The 17,611-nt window shown below is 39.0% G+C and carries 15 protein-coding genes; 2 read left to right on the top strand and 13 right to left on the bottom strand.

Going from position 1 to position 17,611, the window contains the following annotated elements:
• Window positions 1-84: 84 nt before the first annotated feature.
• On the top strand, window positions 85-834 hold the full coding sequence (locus CA2015_RS23210) for a glucosamine-6-phosphate deaminase (RefSeq protein ID WP_048644057.1): 750 nt from the start codon (window positions 85-87) through the stop codon (window positions 832-834).
• A 394-nt stretch (window positions 835-1,228) separates the two neighbouring features.
• Here the strand turns inward: CA2015_RS23210 and CA2015_RS23200 are convergent, their stop codons facing one another.
• The 12 genes from CA2015_RS23200 to pdeM form a co-directional block, all read right to left on the bottom strand.
• On the bottom strand, window positions 1,229-1,822 hold the full coding sequence (locus tag CA2015_RS23200) for a nucleotidyltransferase family protein (protein WP_048644055.1): 594 nt from the start codon (window positions 1,820-1,822) through the stop codon (window positions 1,229-1,231).
• A gap of 5 nt (window positions 1,823-1,827) precedes the next feature.
• Complete coding sequence (locus CA2015_RS23195) at window positions 1,828-3,294, bottom strand: SGNH/GDSL hydrolase family protein (RefSeq protein ID WP_048644054.1); 1,467 nt, start codon at window positions 3,292-3,294, stop codon at window positions 1,828-1,830.
• Between the two features lie 12 nt (window positions 3,295-3,306).
• Window positions 3,307-6,198, bottom strand: coding sequence for a TonB-dependent receptor (locus CA2015_RS23190; RefSeq protein WP_048644053.1), 2,892 nt, complete (start codon window positions 6,196-6,198; stop codon window positions 3,307-3,309).
• 586 nt (window positions 6,199-6,784) lie between these two features.
• Complete coding sequence (gene gldC, locus CA2015_RS23185) at window positions 6,785-7,126, bottom strand: gliding motility protein GldC (protein WP_048644052.1); 342 nt, start codon at window positions 7,124-7,126, stop codon at window positions 6,785-6,787.
• Between the two features lie 58 nt (window positions 7,127-7,184).
• Complete coding sequence (locus CA2015_RS23180) at window positions 7,185-7,853, bottom strand: 3-oxoacid CoA-transferase subunit B (protein WP_048644051.1); 669 nt, start codon at window positions 7,851-7,853, stop codon at window positions 7,185-7,187.
• A 12-nt stretch (window positions 7,854-7,865) separates the two neighbouring features.
• Window positions 7,866-8,561: a CoA transferase subunit A gene (locus CA2015_RS23175; protein WP_048644050.1), complete on the bottom strand. Its 696-nt coding sequence runs from the start codon at window positions 8,559-8,561 to the stop codon at window positions 7,866-7,868.
• Window positions 8,554-9,504, bottom strand: a complete 951-nt coding sequence (locus CA2015_RS23170; RefSeq protein ID WP_048644049.1) for a bifunctional riboflavin kinase/FAD synthetase — start codon at window positions 9,502-9,504, stop codon at window positions 8,554-8,556. The genes CA2015_RS23175 and CA2015_RS23170 overlap by 8 nt, the downstream gene beginning before the upstream one ends.
• A complete protein-coding gene (truB, locus tag CA2015_RS23165; RefSeq protein WP_048644048.1) occupies window positions 9,491-10,180 on the bottom strand; it encodes a tRNA pseudouridine(55) synthase TruB in 690 nt (229 codons plus the stop codon). Before truB ends, CA2015_RS23170 begins: the two co-directional genes overlap by 14 nt.
• Window positions 10,180-10,974, bottom strand: coding sequence for an undecaprenyl-diphosphate phosphatase (locus tag CA2015_RS23160; protein ID WP_048644047.1), 795 nt, complete (start codon window positions 10,972-10,974; stop codon window positions 10,180-10,182). The genes truB and CA2015_RS23160 overlap by 1 nt, the downstream gene beginning before the upstream one ends.
• A 5-nt stretch (window positions 10,975-10,979) precedes the next feature.
• On the bottom strand, window positions 10,980-11,183 hold the full coding sequence (locus CA2015_RS23155) for a DUF3098 domain-containing protein (RefSeq protein WP_048644046.1): 204 nt from the start codon (window positions 11,181-11,183) through the stop codon (window positions 10,980-10,982).
• A 4-nt stretch (window positions 11,184-11,187) separates the two neighbouring features.
• On the bottom strand, window positions 11,188-12,078 hold the full coding sequence (locus CA2015_RS23150) for a cell division protein FtsX (RefSeq protein ID WP_048644045.1): 891 nt from the start codon (window positions 12,076-12,078) through the stop codon (window positions 11,188-11,190).
• 42 nt (window positions 12,079-12,120) lie between these two features.
• Window positions 12,121-12,804, bottom strand: coding sequence for a ligase-associated DNA damage response endonuclease PdeM (pdeM, locus tag CA2015_RS23145; RefSeq protein ID WP_048644044.1), 684 nt, complete (start codon window positions 12,802-12,804; stop codon window positions 12,121-12,123).
• Between the two features lie 320 nt (window positions 12,805-13,124).
• Here pdeM and CA2015_RS23140 point away from each other — a divergent pair, with 320 nt between their 5' ends.
• Window positions 13,125-13,781, top strand: a complete 657-nt coding sequence (locus CA2015_RS23140; RefSeq protein WP_048644043.1) for a BamA/TamA family outer membrane protein — start codon at window positions 13,125-13,127, stop codon at window positions 13,779-13,781.
• Here CA2015_RS23140 and CA2015_RS23135 read toward each other — a convergent pair.
• Window positions 13,778-17,605: a PVC-type heme-binding CxxCH protein gene (locus tag CA2015_RS23135; protein WP_048644042.1), complete on the bottom strand. Its 3,828-nt coding sequence runs from the start codon at window positions 17,603-17,605 to the stop codon at window positions 13,778-13,780. The genes CA2015_RS23140 and CA2015_RS23135 overlap by 4 nt on opposite strands.
• Between the last annotated feature and the right edge of the window lie 6 nt (window positions 17,606-17,611).

The raw sequence follows: 17,611 nt of genomic DNA, 5'->3' as shown, positions 1-17,611 counted from the left end.
ACGATAAAGTGCTTAATTACATTTTCCTTGGCCAAGATGGATTTATTAGCTGAGGATAAATATCAAACAAATAATACCTATTAAATGAAGATTTATAATCGAAAAGACCCATCTGAAATGGGCAAATTAGCAGGAGATCATGCTGCTGAGGCAATTTTGGATGCGATCCAAAATAAAGGTGAAGCCAATATTATTTTGGCCACCGGAACAAGTCAATTTGAGACGATTCAAACAATATTGTCCCATGATATTGACTGGAGTAAGGTTACAATGTTTCATTTGGATGAATACCTTGGATTGCCTGTTACCCATCCTGCGAGCTTCAGGAAATATTTAAAAGAAAGGTTTTTGGATAAGGTCAAAGGATTGAAAGCTTATCACTTAATTGATGGAGAGCAGGATCCTATGGAAGAAACCAATCGATTGAATGAGCTTATTAGCCAATCACCTATAGATGTGGCAATGGTAGGAATCGGGGAAAATGGACACCTTGCTTTTAATGATCCTCCAGCTGACTTTGAAACCACCACTCCTTATCTTGTTGTGGACTTAGATGTAGCTTGCCGTCAACAACAATTTGGTGAAGGTTGGTTTCTAACTTTGGAAGATGTTCCAAAAAAGGCCATAAGCATGTCTATTCAACAGATAATGAAGTCTAATAAAATCATTTGTTCTGTTCCAGATGAAAGAAAAGCAAAGGCCGTTAAAGCATGCCTTGAAAATGAAGTTAGTCCTGAATTTCCAGCAAGTATTTTACAACAACACGCAGATTGTGGAATATACCTTGATGAGGCTGCTGCATCACTTTTAGATGCAACCATTACTGTCCACTAGGTAATAATATATATTTTCATCCCAAGCATATTTGCAGCTTAACAATACTTAATTGAAAAGCTGTATGATGTGCTTGGGATGTTTTTTTTAGGATCATTGGTATTAGAGAATCAGTTTTGCCTTTTATTAAGCAGGTATTTTATTCATCCAAAAGATTGGCCGTTTGGTATTTTGGCTTTAACCTGGATTATGTAATAGGATTTCTCCGCCCTGACAATGTCAGGGGTGAAGCCTGTCCCGTGTTTACGGGAAGTGTTGCAATCGCAAGAAAATCAGGCTGTTTGGATATTTTAGCATAGCACCACTATGGTGAAATTGAAAGCAGCAACGAAGTGGCTGATTTTGAAGCGATTTCAGCACGAAATAGATTGTCTATTGCATATTTCGCGTTTAATTATTGAAAATGCTCCCAGTTTGATTGTTGTAAGGCGAGCAAATCTTCGGGTGTGTCTATGTCTATTTTACCTGCATCAAATTTCACCAGAGATACCAAACCCGGATTGGAAAGAAGTATCTTTTTTGCACCTTGTTTGTCAGGCATATCCACTATCATCTTGAAAACAGACTTGTCAAAGATAGCAGGTACGCCTGGTGAATTCTGGTAAAAGGCGGCGGCAATTGGCCGCTTACCTTTGGCTTTTGAATCCAGTAAAACATGGATTAATTCTTCATTTACCATTGGCTGATCTGATAATAGTACCAAAACCTGCTCTACTTGAAAATCATCCATAAGAGTTTTTAAACCTAACTTCAAGGAATTACCCATACCTTTTTCCCATTCCAAATTGACTACCGCCTGTAGCCTTGGGTGAGGGCTAAGGGGGTATTTCTGTTGCCCTTTAACTACTATTACAGGACCTAAGGTAGTGTTCAATGCAATGCTTGAAATCCTTTGCAAAAGACTTACTCCATTGAAATTGATTAGCTGCTTTGGTTCTCCTAATCTACTTGAGTTTCCTGCAGCTAGTATAATGGTAGCTGTTTCCATAGCACTTATCGGGGTAGGTCGTTGCCCATAAATGAATTTGGGTTTGTCATAGGTATTGAACTTCCCCACTTGTCGTTAATGGATTGGATAAAGTGGTTGGCCAAAACCGCACTCCCTCTTGCATTAGGATGAACTCCATCGGTTGAAAAAGCTCCATTTGGTGGTGAAATAGAATTGGTAACAGCAACACTATTTGCATTGACCAAACCTTGGTTGATATTGTCCATTAGGTTTTTTGCATCTACCAAAACCAATCTGTCGGAATTTGAAGAAACAGCTGTGGCGATTATTTGATTGAAAGCGTTAATTTTTTCAGTCATCAATTCTTGTTCGGAGGGAAGCAAAATGTATTGGTCACCTACAGGAACGGTAACACCTACGATCATATTTGGATCATTTCCAATTATTTGTCCTAAGACCTGACCTGTTGTTAAGGCAACTTTGTCGTTTATATTGCTTTGCCTGATTGATGGTAAACCATTTCCATTAAAATCAGTTAAAGTTTTATCTTCAATAATAAAACCGTTTTGCCCGGGGATAAAATTTATTTTTCTAAGGTCTCTTTCGGCTTCACTAAGCATACCTGCAGTTACAAGATTATCTAAGCCTGCATTATAATCACTATAGACGGCATTAGCGATGTTTGCCAATGCTTCTGGCAATGGAAGGGCATCCCATGTAACGGTGCTAAAGTAAGGGAGTTCATTGATGTTAGGGATGTTTCCAAGAGCCCCTTTGGCTTCCGTATTGGCTTGAAGCATGGTTCCCAAGGCCGCCTGATAGCGCTGTGAAAAATCCTGATCGCTTGTTAATAATTCCGGAATGGCACCACCTGTCAAAGCATAGGGTAAAACATCGTTTTTACCTAGCCAAAAAACGAAGAATGTTCCTCCATCTGCCAAGGCCGCCGCAGCATCTTCTATAGGTGTTGACATCCCAGGATTACTGGCAAATCTAGCATAATAGGGGTTGAATAAAGGGTGGGTGGGGTTTTGTAGATCCCCAGATGCCGGTAATAGTGCTCCGGCCAATGAAAGCCCATTTATTCCAAAATTATTGATTGAAGATTTATCTCCGGTAAATGGAGTAATGGGATTACCGGGAATTATTGGTGAAGGTAAAATACTGCCGGTATTTCTGTTTACAGTTAGTATTAAGCGGCCCAAACCTCCTCCTGTAGGAGTGAGGATCAAGTCACCCACCTCAGCATCAATTTCAGGCACGTTAAAAACACCTCCGCCAACTTCTTTCATTTGATTGGCTAAAATGACGGCAAAAGAGTTTTGTTGCGATCGATTGTATAAAGCCGCATCCATAACACCCGCAGTAATTGAACTTCCAATGGTGACCATTTTAGTGAAGTCGGCTTGCCCGGAATCCGGAGTTAATAAATCAGGTTCTGGGAATTCATATTGGCAGGAAAGGAGTAAACCAAGGGCCAAAAATGTAATAAACGTTTGATATCGTTTCATAATCTTATTGGTTTAGTTTAGCAATTCATCAAATGTAATGGACAGGTAAAATATGGCTCCGGTAGTAGGTCCTCCAAAATTTAGAAAATACCTATTGTTAAGAACATTTGATCCACCTAACTTAAGAATTGACTTCATGCTTTTAACTTTGTAGGAGACCTGTGCATCCAAATTATGGACTTCAGGAACTGTACCTCTAGCGAAGCTTGATTCCCATCTAAATGAAGTTTGGTATCTGTAGGCAAGATTAAACCCTAGTTTATCAGTTAATTTTCTGTTCCCAAATACTATGTTGACCTTATGTTCCGGGGTATTAAATTCTGACAAGTATCCCGCCTCAAATTCTGTTAGTAACTTGTTGTAGTTGTAATTGCTACTGATAGTATAATTGCTTGGAAGATTATAATTAACTCCAAGAACCAAGCCATGGGCACGAACCTCTCTGTCCACAATATTGGTGTAGGACTGAAAGGTGTTTTCTTGTCCTGGTGTGGTCACAGGTGTCAGAAGGGAAGGTGCATTGATGGCATTTATGGCTCCTTCATCTGAGCTAGGGTCAGCACCTGGGTATACTGGTCCCGGAGCTTTTCGTATGGCCGTTTGGGAAATGAAATTATTATATCTATTGTAGTAATAGGCGAAGTCAATTAGAAGCCTGTTATCCGTTAGCAATCCCTTATAGCCAATTTCTATGGCTTTAACCTTTTCAGGACTTAGGGCAGGAAGTGAAGTCACTGGCTCTAAAAGCCCTGTTGCAGATGCTCCAACCGGACTGGCTCCTTGAGCTACAGCAGCAGTATATTCTTGGACAGACGCCAATGAATATCCATTCTCATATATTTTGTATTTGTCTCTATAGTAGGGTAAACCAGAAATTAGTCGGGCAGATATTACATTGAGGTCAATGTGCTGAGCTTGGGTTGAAGGCATTCTAAACCCAGTTTGATAAGACAACCTGAAATTATGATTTTTCTCTGTGAACACTGCCGCCATTCTTGGGCTAAACTGTCCATCAAAATTTTCATTCTTATCGTACCTTAAAGAACCCATTAGTCTTAACTTTTCTTGCAATAGACGTTTGGAGGCTTGTGCATAACTACCGATTTCTGAAATGGTGATGTCATTGCCTTCATAATCAGCAAATATGGTTCCATTGGATCTTAAATCATAAACCCTGTAAGCTGCCCCAACTTGGAGATCTAAAAAGTCTATCTCATTTTTGAAATCATACTGACCTTCCGTTAGGTACATTCTGGAACGATCATAAAACAATGAACCACTAGGGATAAAATCTCCACTAATATCCGCAGCTGTATTGTTGAATTCAGCACTTCCGGGAAGGTACCTGCCCTGATCTGCCTGTTGTCTCGCAAATTGGTGCGCTGCTGCCTGTTGTGCTGTGGTACCAAGCTGGCCCGGAACAACTTGTTGATTGGCCAATGCGCCTAGGTAGTTTAGGGTATATTCTCCATACCAGGTAGAATTGTCCTTCCAGGTATCATTGATTAAAATTCCATTTAAATCTGAGATATAAGACTTACCTGAATTGTCTCTAGTCGTGTAGCTACGGACAAAATAGTTATCACCTTTTAATTCTAATTTGTGCTGGGTGATAAAAAATTCATTAAGGGAGTATCTTTGGGCCCCGGTATAAATAGAAGTACCTGAACCGTAGTTTAAGGAGTAAAATATTTCCGCATTGTCAGAGATACGGTAATGCAAAGCTCCATTTAACTTATAATTACGTGCCCCATAATCTACCAGTGTTTTTTCAGGATAACCAGTCCTTGATACCACCTGATCAGGAATGCTACCAATATAAGTGCCTATTCCAAGCAAATTTGCTTGTTCTTGAATGGCACTCACATTTCTTAGTAGACCAATATTATTGGAAACCTCGTCTCCAAAAGTGTGGACTTGATTTGCTCCTGGGTTGAATGGTAAGTCTCCTTGGGCAATGGAGTTGAGGTCGGTGCTGTTGGTACCGTACCAATCCACCGCCTTCATCATTGAAGCGCTGATTTTGAAAGCCCACTTATTATTGAATGCTTTGGCATACCTGATGGCTCCTTCATACATAGGTTGGGGTGAGCCAGGTTCTTCAGGATTAGTATTTATATGGTTTATTCCTTGCTTGAAATAAGCACTTAAGCCTTGATAATCAAAGGGGTTTTTACTATTTACCAGCAAAATTCCATTGAAAGCATTAGGACCATAAAGGGCCGAGGAGGCTCCAGGTATAAACTCAATACTTTCTACATCAAGCTCAGATGGTCCATTCAGATTTCCAATAGGGAAGTTTAACGAAGGGGCCTGCGTGTCCATGCCATCCGTTAGTTGAACAAAACGGGTATTTCCTGTTGAGTTAAAACCCCTGGCATTTAAAATTTGGAAGTTTATTGAGGAACTTGTTATATCCACGCCCTTCAAATTGGCTATGCCCTTGTAGTAGGAATCCCCTGGAGCCTCTCTAATATCCAATATATCCATTTTCTCTATAGATACTGGTGATTGGAGAATACTTTCTTCTACTCTAGAGGCGGAAACAACTACTTCTTGTCCCAAAAAGGTTTGTTCTGATAAAATAACCTCTAATGGTGAGGGATTAGGAGAGGTAATTGTTATTTCCTGGCTGGTAAAACCCACCATTGAAAAGATCAAAGTAATAGGAGGTGGGGAGCCCACGGTAATTGAAAAATTTCCTTTTACATCCGTAATGGTTCCCGAAACCTTTCCTTTTACCAGGATATTTACACCGATTAAGGTTTCGTTGGTATCCATGTCTTTGACCGTACCTGTTATCGTTGTTGCTTGCTGAGCGAGTAAGGGTGTTAATGGGAGAAGAAATAACCCAATTAATAGTATATTATAATGGAAACCCTTTTGTTGTCGGTTAGTTTTCATGGCACTTTGGGTTTAGATGTCAAAATGGATAAGAATAAGTTAATTCAGGTCATTTTGCAATAGCTTATAGGTATTAAATTGTTAACAATTGAGCTCTGCTATTATTCGTATAAACTTGTTATTAATTTACAATAAAATTCCTAATAAAATAGTGTTTCACAAAGCTAAGATACCGAATTTCAATTTTGTTTTTAATTAAAACATTGGACACTTAAAAAATTAGCTTTGTGTAGATGCTTTCAAATTGCGTTTAGTTGGTGATTATTTATCATTAAACCCGGATTATGTAATAGGATTTCTCCGTCCTGACAATTGTCAGGGGTGAAGCCTGTCCCGTGTTTACGGGAAGTGTTGCAATCGCAGAAAATCAGGCTGTTTGGAGATTTTAGCATAGCACCGCTATGGTGAAATCTCCAAACAGCAACGAAGTGGCTGATTTTAAAGCGATTTCAGCACGTAATAGAATGTCTATTGCATATTTCGGGTTAAAACCTTTGTATACAAAAATGGATAATCCAAATTAAGGATTATCCATTTGCTATATTTAAAATAAAGAGGTAATTGTACCTCAAAAGCATTCAAAGAATTATTGCTTTTTTTCGTTTTCCTCGTTGACATGTTTTACTAAACGGTCACAAAGGGCTTTTATCTCTTCAGAATAGTATTCGTCTCCTGTGCTGTTCAATATGTTTTGTCCCATACCACCTAAAATATCAATATAAAATCTTTTCATTTCTGCAACTGACATTTCTGAAGTCCAAAGATCGATTCTTAAGGTACTTTGGTTAAGCGTATCCCAAACATTCAAACTTATGCTTCTGGTAGATTCAGCCCCTTCGGCTTCTTTGTCAGTAGCATCCCATTCTATACTTTTTGGCAGATTATCATCGTCCAGGGAAACAGTAAATTTGATTTCAGATTTTTTCATTTTTATTAGATTCAATTTATTCATGCAAAATTAAGAAAGAATTGGCAAAGTGCCTTCACTAATCCCTATCAAACAATTCCATTTCCTTTATATCTCCCTTTATTACAAGTCTTCCTTCGGTTTTTGCTTTTATTTCTTCAATACTGACGCCAGGAGCTCTTTCACAGAGTTTAAAACCACCTTCAGGAAGTATAGTGAATACACCAAGGTCTGTGAAAATCTTTTGAACGCATCTAATTCCCGTAATAGGCATCTCACAATGTTTGAGCAATTTGGAACTACCATCTTTATGACAATGATGCATGGCTACATAAAGTTTAGCTTCAGAAGCTACCAGATCCAATGCCCCTCCAACACCTTTTACAAGCCCGGATGAGATTTTCCAGTTACTTATGTCTCCATTTTCTGATACTTCCAATGCACCTAAAATGGAAAGGTCAATATGCCCTCCTCTGATCATGGCAAAAGCTTCTGCAGAATCAAACAAAGAGGAGCCCTTGACCATACTTATGGTTTCTTTGCTTGCATTGATTATATCGGGATCCATATTTTCCGTTTCCGGATATGGGCCTATTCCCAAAAGTCCATTTTCCGACTGAAACACAACCTGTAGCTGTTCCGGAAGATAATTGGCAATTAAAGTAGGGATGCCAATGCCTAGATATATGTATTGACCGTCTTTGATCTCACTGGCGATTCTCTGAGCTATTTGTTTCTTGCTTAGCATGCGTAGTAAAGATTATTTTCTAACGGTTTGATTTTCTATTCTTTTTTCATAATTGTCACCTTGAAAAATGCGCTGCACATATATTCCAGGCGTATGAATTTGGTTGGGGTCTAACTCTCCCACCGGTACCAGTTCTTCCACTTCAGCGATAGTGATTTTACCTGCGGTGGCCATCAATGGATTAAAGTTTCTGGCTGTTCCTTTATAAATCAGATTTCCGGCAGTGTCACCTTTCCAGGCTTTAATAAGTGCAAAATCAGCTTTTATCCAACGTTCCAATAAAAATAAACGTTCGTCAAACTCTCTTACTTCTTTGCCTTCAGCTAAATGTGTGCCAACCCCAGCCGGGGTATAGAAGGCAGGTATGCCAGCACCACCAGCTCTTATCCGTTCCGCAAGCGTCCCTTGAGGTATCAATTCTAATTCCAGGGTTCCGGCTTTGAATTGTTTTTCAAACTCTAAATTTTCCCCTACATAGCTTGAGATTAACTTTCTAAGCATATGTTGTTTGATGAGTAAACCTACTCCAAAATCATCAACTCCCGCGTTATTGGAAATGCAGGTCAGGCCTTTAAGCTTTGTCTTTAGCAATGCATTGATACTGGCTTCAGGTATGCCACAAAGTCCAAAACCACCAATAAGTATAACAGCTCCATTTTCTATATCAGAGACTGCTTCATGTGCATCTTTTACAGTTTTATCAATCATTAGACTTCTTGTTTGTTGCAGAAAAGAAATCTACTACCTGTTCTTGGTCTATATTCAATTGCTTTTTTAAGGCATTGAGGTTCTCAAATTTTTTCTCAGAACGTAGGAATGCTAATAACTCCATGTTAATGATTTTACCGTAAATGTCTTGATCAAAGTCCAAAATATTTACTTCAATATTTCTTCGTTCGCCAGAGATAGTTGGACGAATGCCTATATTGAGCATACCTTCGTAGGCTTTGTCTTCTATCAAAACCCTTACAATATATGCCCCATCCATTGGTACCAGTTTATTCTTTTCTTCAAGTTTAATATTGGCTGTAGGGAAGCCTATAGTTCTACCAATTTTATCACCTTCTATAACTTCTCCCTGTAAGTTGTAAGGTCTGCCAAGAAATTCATTGGCTAAAACGATATTTCCCGTTTCGAGTGCTTTTCTGATTTTGGTGCTACTTATGCCTATATTATCTATGTCCTTTCTGGGGATTTCCTCAAGTTCAAAATTATACCGACCTTGTTCTGCATGTAGGTGGGCAAAACTGCCTTCTCTGCCTCTGCCAAATCGATGGTCGTAGCCTATGACCAGCTTCTTGGTTTTGATTTTCTCTACTAATATTTTCTCAATAAAATCTTTAGATTCCATTTTAGAAAACTCCATCGTAAATGGAATACTTAATAGGTGATCAATGCCAAAACTTTCTAAAAGTGCTACTTTTTCATTAAAGCTATAAAGCAATTTTATTCCATGCGATTCAGGAAACAATACCATTCTCGGATGGGGCCAAAAGGAGACCAATACGGTTTCTCCATTTATGGATTTGGCAATGTTTTTAAGTCTTTTGAGTATTTTTTGGTGGCCAAGGTGCACACCATCAAAAGAGCCAATCGTAACTACAGGTTTTTGAATGTCAGGGAAATCATCAAGAGATTTATAAATTTTCATTTTGCTCTTTTTTGATTTTTTCTATCAATTGATCAAGCTCCCAGGCATTTTCAAGCTTGAATTCACCAATAGCATCTCGGGAAAGGGCCGACATGTATGCACCCACCTCAAGCGCATCTCCAAGATCTCTTGCCAGACTTCTGATATAAGTTCCCTTGGAACAAACTATCCTGAAATGGATTTCTGGTAGCTCGATACGGGTTATTTCAAATACTTCCACAGTAACTGGCCTAGGGTCAAGTATTACAGTAATCCCTTTTCTTGCAGATTCGTAGACGCGTTTTCCATCCTTTTTAATAGCGGAATGATTTGGTGGAATTTGCATGATGTCTCCCGTAAGGGTAGCAACAGCCTTTAAAATCTCCTCCTCGGTCAGATGCATTGGGTCGGCAACATCAATCACCTCCTGCTCTAAATCGAAAGAATCAGTGGTTTTACCCAAAACAAAAGTACCAGAGTATTCCTTTTTTTGAGCCTGATACTGTTCGATGTTTTTCGTTTCTTTTCCAGCACAAATAATCAATAGGCCTGTAGCCAAAGGATCAAGGGTGCCTGCATGTCCTACTTTCTTTACCTTAAGCGCATTTCTTAGCTTTTTTACGGCATCAAAAGAAGTCCATTTGTAGGGTTTGTTGACGAGAAAAACTTCTCCGTATGGTTTTTGCTGATTGTTCATTAATAATATGTTCCAGCAACAATGGCGAGTACACCAACTATGACACAATAAACTGAGAAATAACTCAACTTACTTTTTCTAACAAGTTGAATCATCCATGTGCATGCTATAAGTCCTGCGACAAATGCCGCAGTGAAAGCGATAACCATACTTCCAAACTGGTCACTTTGGTAAGTCAGGTCACCTGATAAAACATCTTTACCTATTTTTCCTAAGATTAATGGAACTACCATTAAAAAAGAAAACCTTGCTGCTCTATTCTTATCTATACCCAGTAAAACAGAAGTCGAAATAGTTGCTCCAGAGCGAGAAATTCCTGGCAACATGGCGACAGCCTGCGCAATCCCAATAATAACAGCATTGACAAAGGAAACTGGTTTACCTGTGTTTTTTGCTTTGTCTGCTAGATAGAGTAATAAGCCCGTTATCAAAAGCATGAATCCTACAAAAACAACCTTACCACCAAACAATTGCTCCAACTGTTCTTCAAAAAGTAAACCTACCACAACAGCAGGAATCATGGATAAGATGATTTTTAAGGAAAATTGGGTTTCCTCATTGTTTTTAAACTGACACAATCCGTTTAAAAGATCAGCAACATCTTTTCTAAATACGACTATTGTACTTAAAGCAGTGGCAAAATGGACGACTACAGTAAATAGTAAACTTTCTTCGGGTACAGAATTGCTACCCAGTAGTGCAGCTGCAATTTCTAAATGTCCGCTGGATGATACAGGTAGGAATTCAGTAAGCCCCTGAACTATACCCAAAATAATTGCTTCAAAAATGGTCATTACTTTTATTTATTTTTATAAAAAATGGCGTAAAATTCAAAAAGAAAACCTGATAATACTACAATAGGGCCTAAGGTTAAACCCATAAAGCCAAACCCATGAGGGCTGCTATCTAATCCCATAATGGCAAACCCAACCACGATGATTGCAATACCGATAAGCATGAGCTGATAATTTTTTTTCGAAAAAGGCAATGGATTGTTTTTCATATTCTTAGTATAATTCGTCCAAAGACATGTTGAGGTATTTATTGATAGAGCGGTAAGTACTTAACCAGGACATTAAGGCTCCCAATAAAATTAAGCTTCCAAATAACATGGCGAGCAATTCTATATCGTAAAGTAATTGTAATCCTTCAATGAAATTTTTACCATATTCCAGGAGGCTGAAAATAATACCTGAGGCAATAATGCCTCCCAATGCGCCATAAAGGAAGGCACGCCACAAAAACGGTCTTCTTATAAATCCCTTTGTAGCACCAACGAGTTGCATGCTTCGGATCAAAAAACGTTGAGAGAATAAAGCCAGTTTTATTGTGTTGCTTATTAAAATCACCACCGTTATAAGTAGAATTAAAATCAATGCTCCCAATACAATGCCTACTTTTAATAAGTTTTCATTGATAGAAGATACTACATCTTGCATATAGGTAACTTCAAAAACACCAGGGATAGCTTCGATCTCTGTTACAATTTCTTGAATTTTCTCAGAGGTTTGAAATTCCTCATTTATGGAAAAGGTAAAAGAATCTCTGAGGGGATTGTCATCCAGAAATTGGGTGAAATCTTCCCCTACTTCCTTTAAAAATACCTCTGCAGCCTCATCCTTGCTTGTGAATTGAAGCATGGCAGTATCTTCCTTTTTAAGAACATAGGGTTTCTTGCTCATCTGGCTGATGAGCTTGTCTATTTTGGATTGCTCCATTTCCTTGTTTAGAAATACCTGAACTTCTATGTTTTCACGTATTATGGAAGTTAGCTTTTTCGCCTGAATGGCAATTACACCAAAAAGCCCCATCATTAGCAATGATAGGGTTATGCTGAATAATACGCTGGCAAATTTATAACTTCCCAGTCTCGTTTTTTTTCTCTTAAATTTAGCCATCACATAATAGTGTGTTTGTCAAAATTAATCAGGTATATTAACTTAACCAACCTTATTATTTAATTTGATTGGAATTACCTTTTCTGGAGTTGTTACCATGACGCTTTCGGCACTTTTTACATCCATGCAAAATAATCCGGTAAATTGACCAAATGCAGGCATAATCAATGTGTTGTTTTTATGATAAAAGGCCGGCAATCTAAAGCTTTGTTTACCATTTTTCTTTAAGACTATACCTGGATGGATATGGCCACAAATATTTAAAATACCCTTAGGTAGTCCTTCTTGAGGTTTATGGCTTAAGAGCAAATTGCCCATTTTTAAATTTCCTGAGTGAATTAATAATGGGCTGTCTTTGTAAATAGTATCTGTCAATATATCATGATTGCCCATTACCAAATGGAAATCAATATTGGGATGCAATTCAATAAATTCAAGTAATGTAAACCAGCTTCCATTGGCAGCACTGTGAAACAGGTCTCCTAAAAATAATACTTTAGAAGCACCAGTAGAAGTCAATAATTCGTGGATTCGAGTAAAATCAGCCAAATGAATGTTTTCTGGAACAGGTATACCTGCCTTTCGAAAATGAGCAGCTTTACCAAAGTGAGTGTCAGCCAACAAGAGGCTGTTTTCCTCCGCTATCCATATGGCCTTTTCTTTTAATAAATGTAAAGTCGCCAGTTCATGATTCCAAATATATGTTCCGTTGTCTGTTGCTGCCAAAGGTTATAAAAGTTTGATCACAAAGGTAATTTTTTCTTTGGGTTTTGAAGCATGGATTGCTTGGGCTTTGGTCGAAAAGTAAGTTATTTAGATTTTACAATGAATTAAGCGATTTACCGTTTAAGTTCTATCTGACTCAAAGTAATGAAGACTAAAATATCAATTCTGTAATTTTTGGAATGGATATTGTTTAGGCATTTATTCCTTTAAAACCCAAATTATCCAATAGTGTTGATCGACTTTATTTTCATTGGGAAGTGATTCCAATTGGAAAACTATGGCGTATTTCGCGTTGAAAAATTAAACTATCTTAAAACTTTATGGATTGCAGAAAATTAAAATTTATTGAGAGGTTAAAAATGGCCATCTTTATAAGCTTTGTATTTTTTTTAAGTACCAGTAATGGTTTTGGCCAACAGGTTGAAATAAGTGGTGGCTTAGCCCAAAAAGTTTTGTTTGGTCAGGAAAAGAGTGTTTACAGGCCTTCTTTAGGCTATGAGCTTGGTTTTAATCATCATGTAAATGATTACCGTTTTGCCCATTCTGTAAGTTATGGGTTTAATATTGGGGCTTATAGATTGAATCGATACAATTCAGAAGATGGCCTAGCAGATCAGCATCAACAGTTGTTTGAAACCAAAGGATCTTTTCGTTATGATTATTTTGTCAAAAGTAACTTTTCATTTTTCTCAGGAATAGAAGCAGGTTTTCAATTCATTAATTTAAAGACTGATCAAAATGTTGTCCTTTCTTCTGAAAGGACAACCCAAGTATTTACCAAAGGTGTACTGGCGCCAAAAGCGGGATTTAATTTTGAATTTAATCCCTACTTGTCCGTTTATTACAAGCTATCCTACGACTTAGGACGTTACCTTGGCGACCATCCAACTTGGGGAAATCCATCCTCAAAATGGACCCATTTGCTGAACAATTCGGCAGGCATTAGAATTAAATTTAACAATGGTTACCTTTATTAATCTATTTTTTTCGAGCTTTTAAGGTAGGCCATTAAATTCACAATTTCTTTCTCGTTCAATGACTCAAATAAACCAGGAGGCATTAAAGAGACATTGGTTATTTCTTTGTTTTGAATGGAAGACTTGTTGATTTTCACAGGCTCCTGTCCAGCGATTTTTAAGGTTAACTGTTTACCGTTTTCAGCCACAACGTTACCTGTGTAAGTACGACCATCCATTGTGGTGATGACTACCAATTTATAAGCATCCTGAATTTCAGCACTAGGCTCAAGTACATTAAGGAGAATATAATCTGTGTTCGCTCGGTTGGACCCAGTCAGATCAGGACCTATTTCAGCTCCCTCCCCAAACATTTTGTGACAAGTCCCACAAGATTGCATAAAAAGCCGTTTTCCCGCTTTAAGGTCTGCTTTTTCCAGTGCTTTTGTTGTTAGAATTGATCGGTAGCTGTCATAGGCCGCCGCATCATTAGGCACATGCTCTATTGGACCCCAAAATTCAACAAAGCCACTCCCAATTACCCTATGAAGCTGCCTGGCCAAGGTGACGGGGATTTCCTTTTTCACAATATTTTCAGCTTTAATTTCGTCCAAAAGTAGATTGCCATACCTTGGGCGTGATGACAGGGTTTGGAGAATGGCTATTTTATCCTCAGCAGATGAATTTGGGTACAATTTTATAAGTTCCCTGCCCAAATGCTCGTTATTGAAAGCAGCAGCAGACCGGATAGCGGTTGTACGCATTTCTTTATCTTTGAATAAATCCGGGAGTAATGGGACCAATTCATTTTTTTGCCTGGCCGTCAGTAATTGAAGGGATTTTATTTTGTCTTCACGACTTGCAGAATTGCCTTTTAAATTGGCCAGTGCTTTTTGTGTAGCTTCCGCATCTCCAAATAAGGCACTGATGTCTTCAGCAAGCTTGACAGTAGAATTATTACCTTTTAACTGACTTTCCAGCTTTTTCCAATTATCAGGCGCAATTAAATCCGTTCTCCCTTCCATACCATTGATCATGCCTTCAAGTAATAAAACTTTATTGGAAGTAGCCATTTGGATGGTGCTTACGAGGTGTTTCAATTCTTCCCCATCCACAGCTCTTCTTGCCATGTATCCGGTTAGCAAAGGTATTTGGGACTGGTTGGCCAATGCCATAAATCTTTCTGGGTCTTTTTCAATTAGGTCAGATATGCCAAACCATATAAGTTTGGGCACATTATGGTCATTGCTGTCCTCATTCCTGCTTAATAAATCAGTTACCAGGTCCCATTTCCAGTTTTCAGGTATCCGTTGTAAAGCTGAAGCCAGATAAAGCCTCACAGTAGGAGAGGGGTCATTTTTGGCCATTTCTAAAAATAAACTTCGCGCCTCTTCTGGTGGGGTTTTGGTTTCACAAAGCAACTGAATTGACCAAGAACGAACATAGGGATCAGCATCTCTTAGATTCTGAATCAGTTCACTTGTTTGCCAATTTCTTGTCTGATGCAAGGTCCAAAGTGCCCTTAACCTTAGGTCAGGATTCTTTTTATTAGCAAAAAGTACCTTTAATGCTTTTATCGCTTTTTCTTCTATTTCACCCTTATATGCCCTTTTTTGAAGAATACCCCGGGCTCTTCTGGCATGCCAGTCACTCTTGCTGCTTTGCAATTCTACCAGTTCCAGATCAGAAAGTAAATTGAGGTCTGAGTAACGTCCTTTCCAGTTTTCTGCCAAGCTCTTTTCAGGCATTATTCTAAAAACCCTTCCCGTTTCACCATTTAGGACTTCTTGTCCGCAAATATCAGCATCATGCCAGTCCAATACATAAACGCCACCATCAGGCCCCACTTCCATGCTAAAGCCTACCCACTGGGCATTATTGGCCATTAAGAAATTATCTGCATGCTTGCCTATAAAACCCGAACCATTTGGTACTAACTTGTCTGTTAAGACGGCATGTTCGTGGATATTGGCCATAAAAACCTTTCCTCTTTCTTCTTCAGGAAAGGCATCTGACTGGTAAATTCTTGCACCTCCATGCGCAGAACGGTGACTGTGATCAGTGATTGTTTTAATGTCCTCATATACATAAGGGTTGAAATGCTGCCCTCCTTGCCTGTGATAAATTCCGCCTGGTATCACATGCCATAGGTGGGGAATGACACAGGCAGACATGATGAGTTGGCCTTTGGCATCGTAATCTATTCCCCAAGGATTGCTAAAACCGTGAGCCACTACTTCAAAATTGTGTTGCGTAGGGTGGTACCGCCATACCCCACCATTAATGTCTACTCCATCGGCTTCAAGTAGGTCCTCAGGGAAGGGGTCTTTGTGGTAATACAATTTTGTTTTTTCTTCCTCAGTAGGATTTCTTATTTTGGAAGGTGTGGCAAAACCTTGAAGACCATAGAGCCAGCCATCAGGTCCCCAATGTAAGCTGTTCAGTGTCTCATGTCTATCTCTTATGCCCCATCCGGTTAGCAATACTTCAATATCCTCTACATCTGCTTTGTCATCCTGATCTTTGTCAGGGATAAAAAGGAGGTTTGGTGGTGCTCCTACATATACACCATCAAAACCTACAGCCAGTGCTGCAGGAAAGGCCAGGCCTTCCATAAAGACTTTTTTCGTGTCAGCTTGTCCATCTCCATCACTGTCCTCAAGGATGAGTATCCGGCTATTTCCGCTGTTTGAAAATCCATCTTGCCTAGATTCATAATCCTTGTTTTCAGCTATCCATAACCTTCCCTTATCATCCCAGCAAAATGCCATGGGTTGGGTAATCATAGGTTCTGAAGCAAATACATTGACTTTAAAACCAGGTTTTATTGTCATTGCCGCAATGGCCTCTTGTGGGTTTAGGAATTTAGCTTTTCGACCTTCATCTCTGGCCAATTGCCACAATGAGGCAGTGTTGTACTTGCCTTTTCGATCTGTATATTCGGCCCAGGCCTCAGTGATGGCAACATCATTGAATTCATCGGTGTAGAAAAATAACCGATGTTTAATTTGTTCATTGGCACCACTATCAATTTTCCAATCTTCATCTCTGGTATAGGCAGGCCCCAGCCCAAATTGGTTGTCCACTCTCCATTTTTGCGGGTAGCCTTTATTGTCAGGATGATCAAACAGAGCAATATTTGCCCTATTTTCCCTTCCTTCTACCTGCATGCCCAGGTTGATCCACATTGAATTTTTTCCTTCGGCCATTTCATTTACTTGTCGAGCAGTATTGATGATTTCTGCTTCTATGCCTTCCTTCCAGGGCATCCGGACAAATAGCCCACCATAATCATACTTCCCTATCGTTAGGTCCTGTTGGGCCTGACCGTTCCAATCCAGGTCTAGTAGGTATTGCTGTCCTTGGGCTTTTAAGGTCCAGGTCTGCGTTTCTGTCATTAAAGAATTCCCCAAGCTGTCCAGCATTTCGTAGACTGTTTGCCAAGAAATACGCTCACCTTCTTCTTCCAATACGTTGACAGCGACTTTTTTCCAATAATCTCCTCCTGGATTATGGAAAAAATCTCTTTGATTCACCCTTGTAAATCCCCAATAGATTCCCGTTTGATGCTTGTGGTGATTGGGGCTTTTTTCTGTCAGAATGCCTTTACCATCAGGAGCCACTATTGGATGTATATAAGGCCTGAAATCTGTTTCCGCCACCTGTGTTAGAAGAGGTGTTTTCAAATCTCCCTTTCTAAAAACCTGTACCTGTTGATTTGATTCGTCAAGCTTGACAATAAGGCTATCAGCTCCGGTTAATGTTTTGGATTCTTCATTTTTATTGCTTTGTCCACAACCGAAAACAATAAATACAATTAGGATTAGAGGATTAGTTATTCGCATGGTTTT

Origin of the sequence: Cyclobacterium amurskyense (assembly GCF_001050135.1) — a bacterium.
Lineage (GTDB): Bacteria > Bacteroidota > Bacteroidia > Cytophagales > Cyclobacteriaceae > Cyclobacterium > Cyclobacterium amurskyense.
This window is presented reverse-complemented; position numbering and strand designations above follow the sequence as displayed.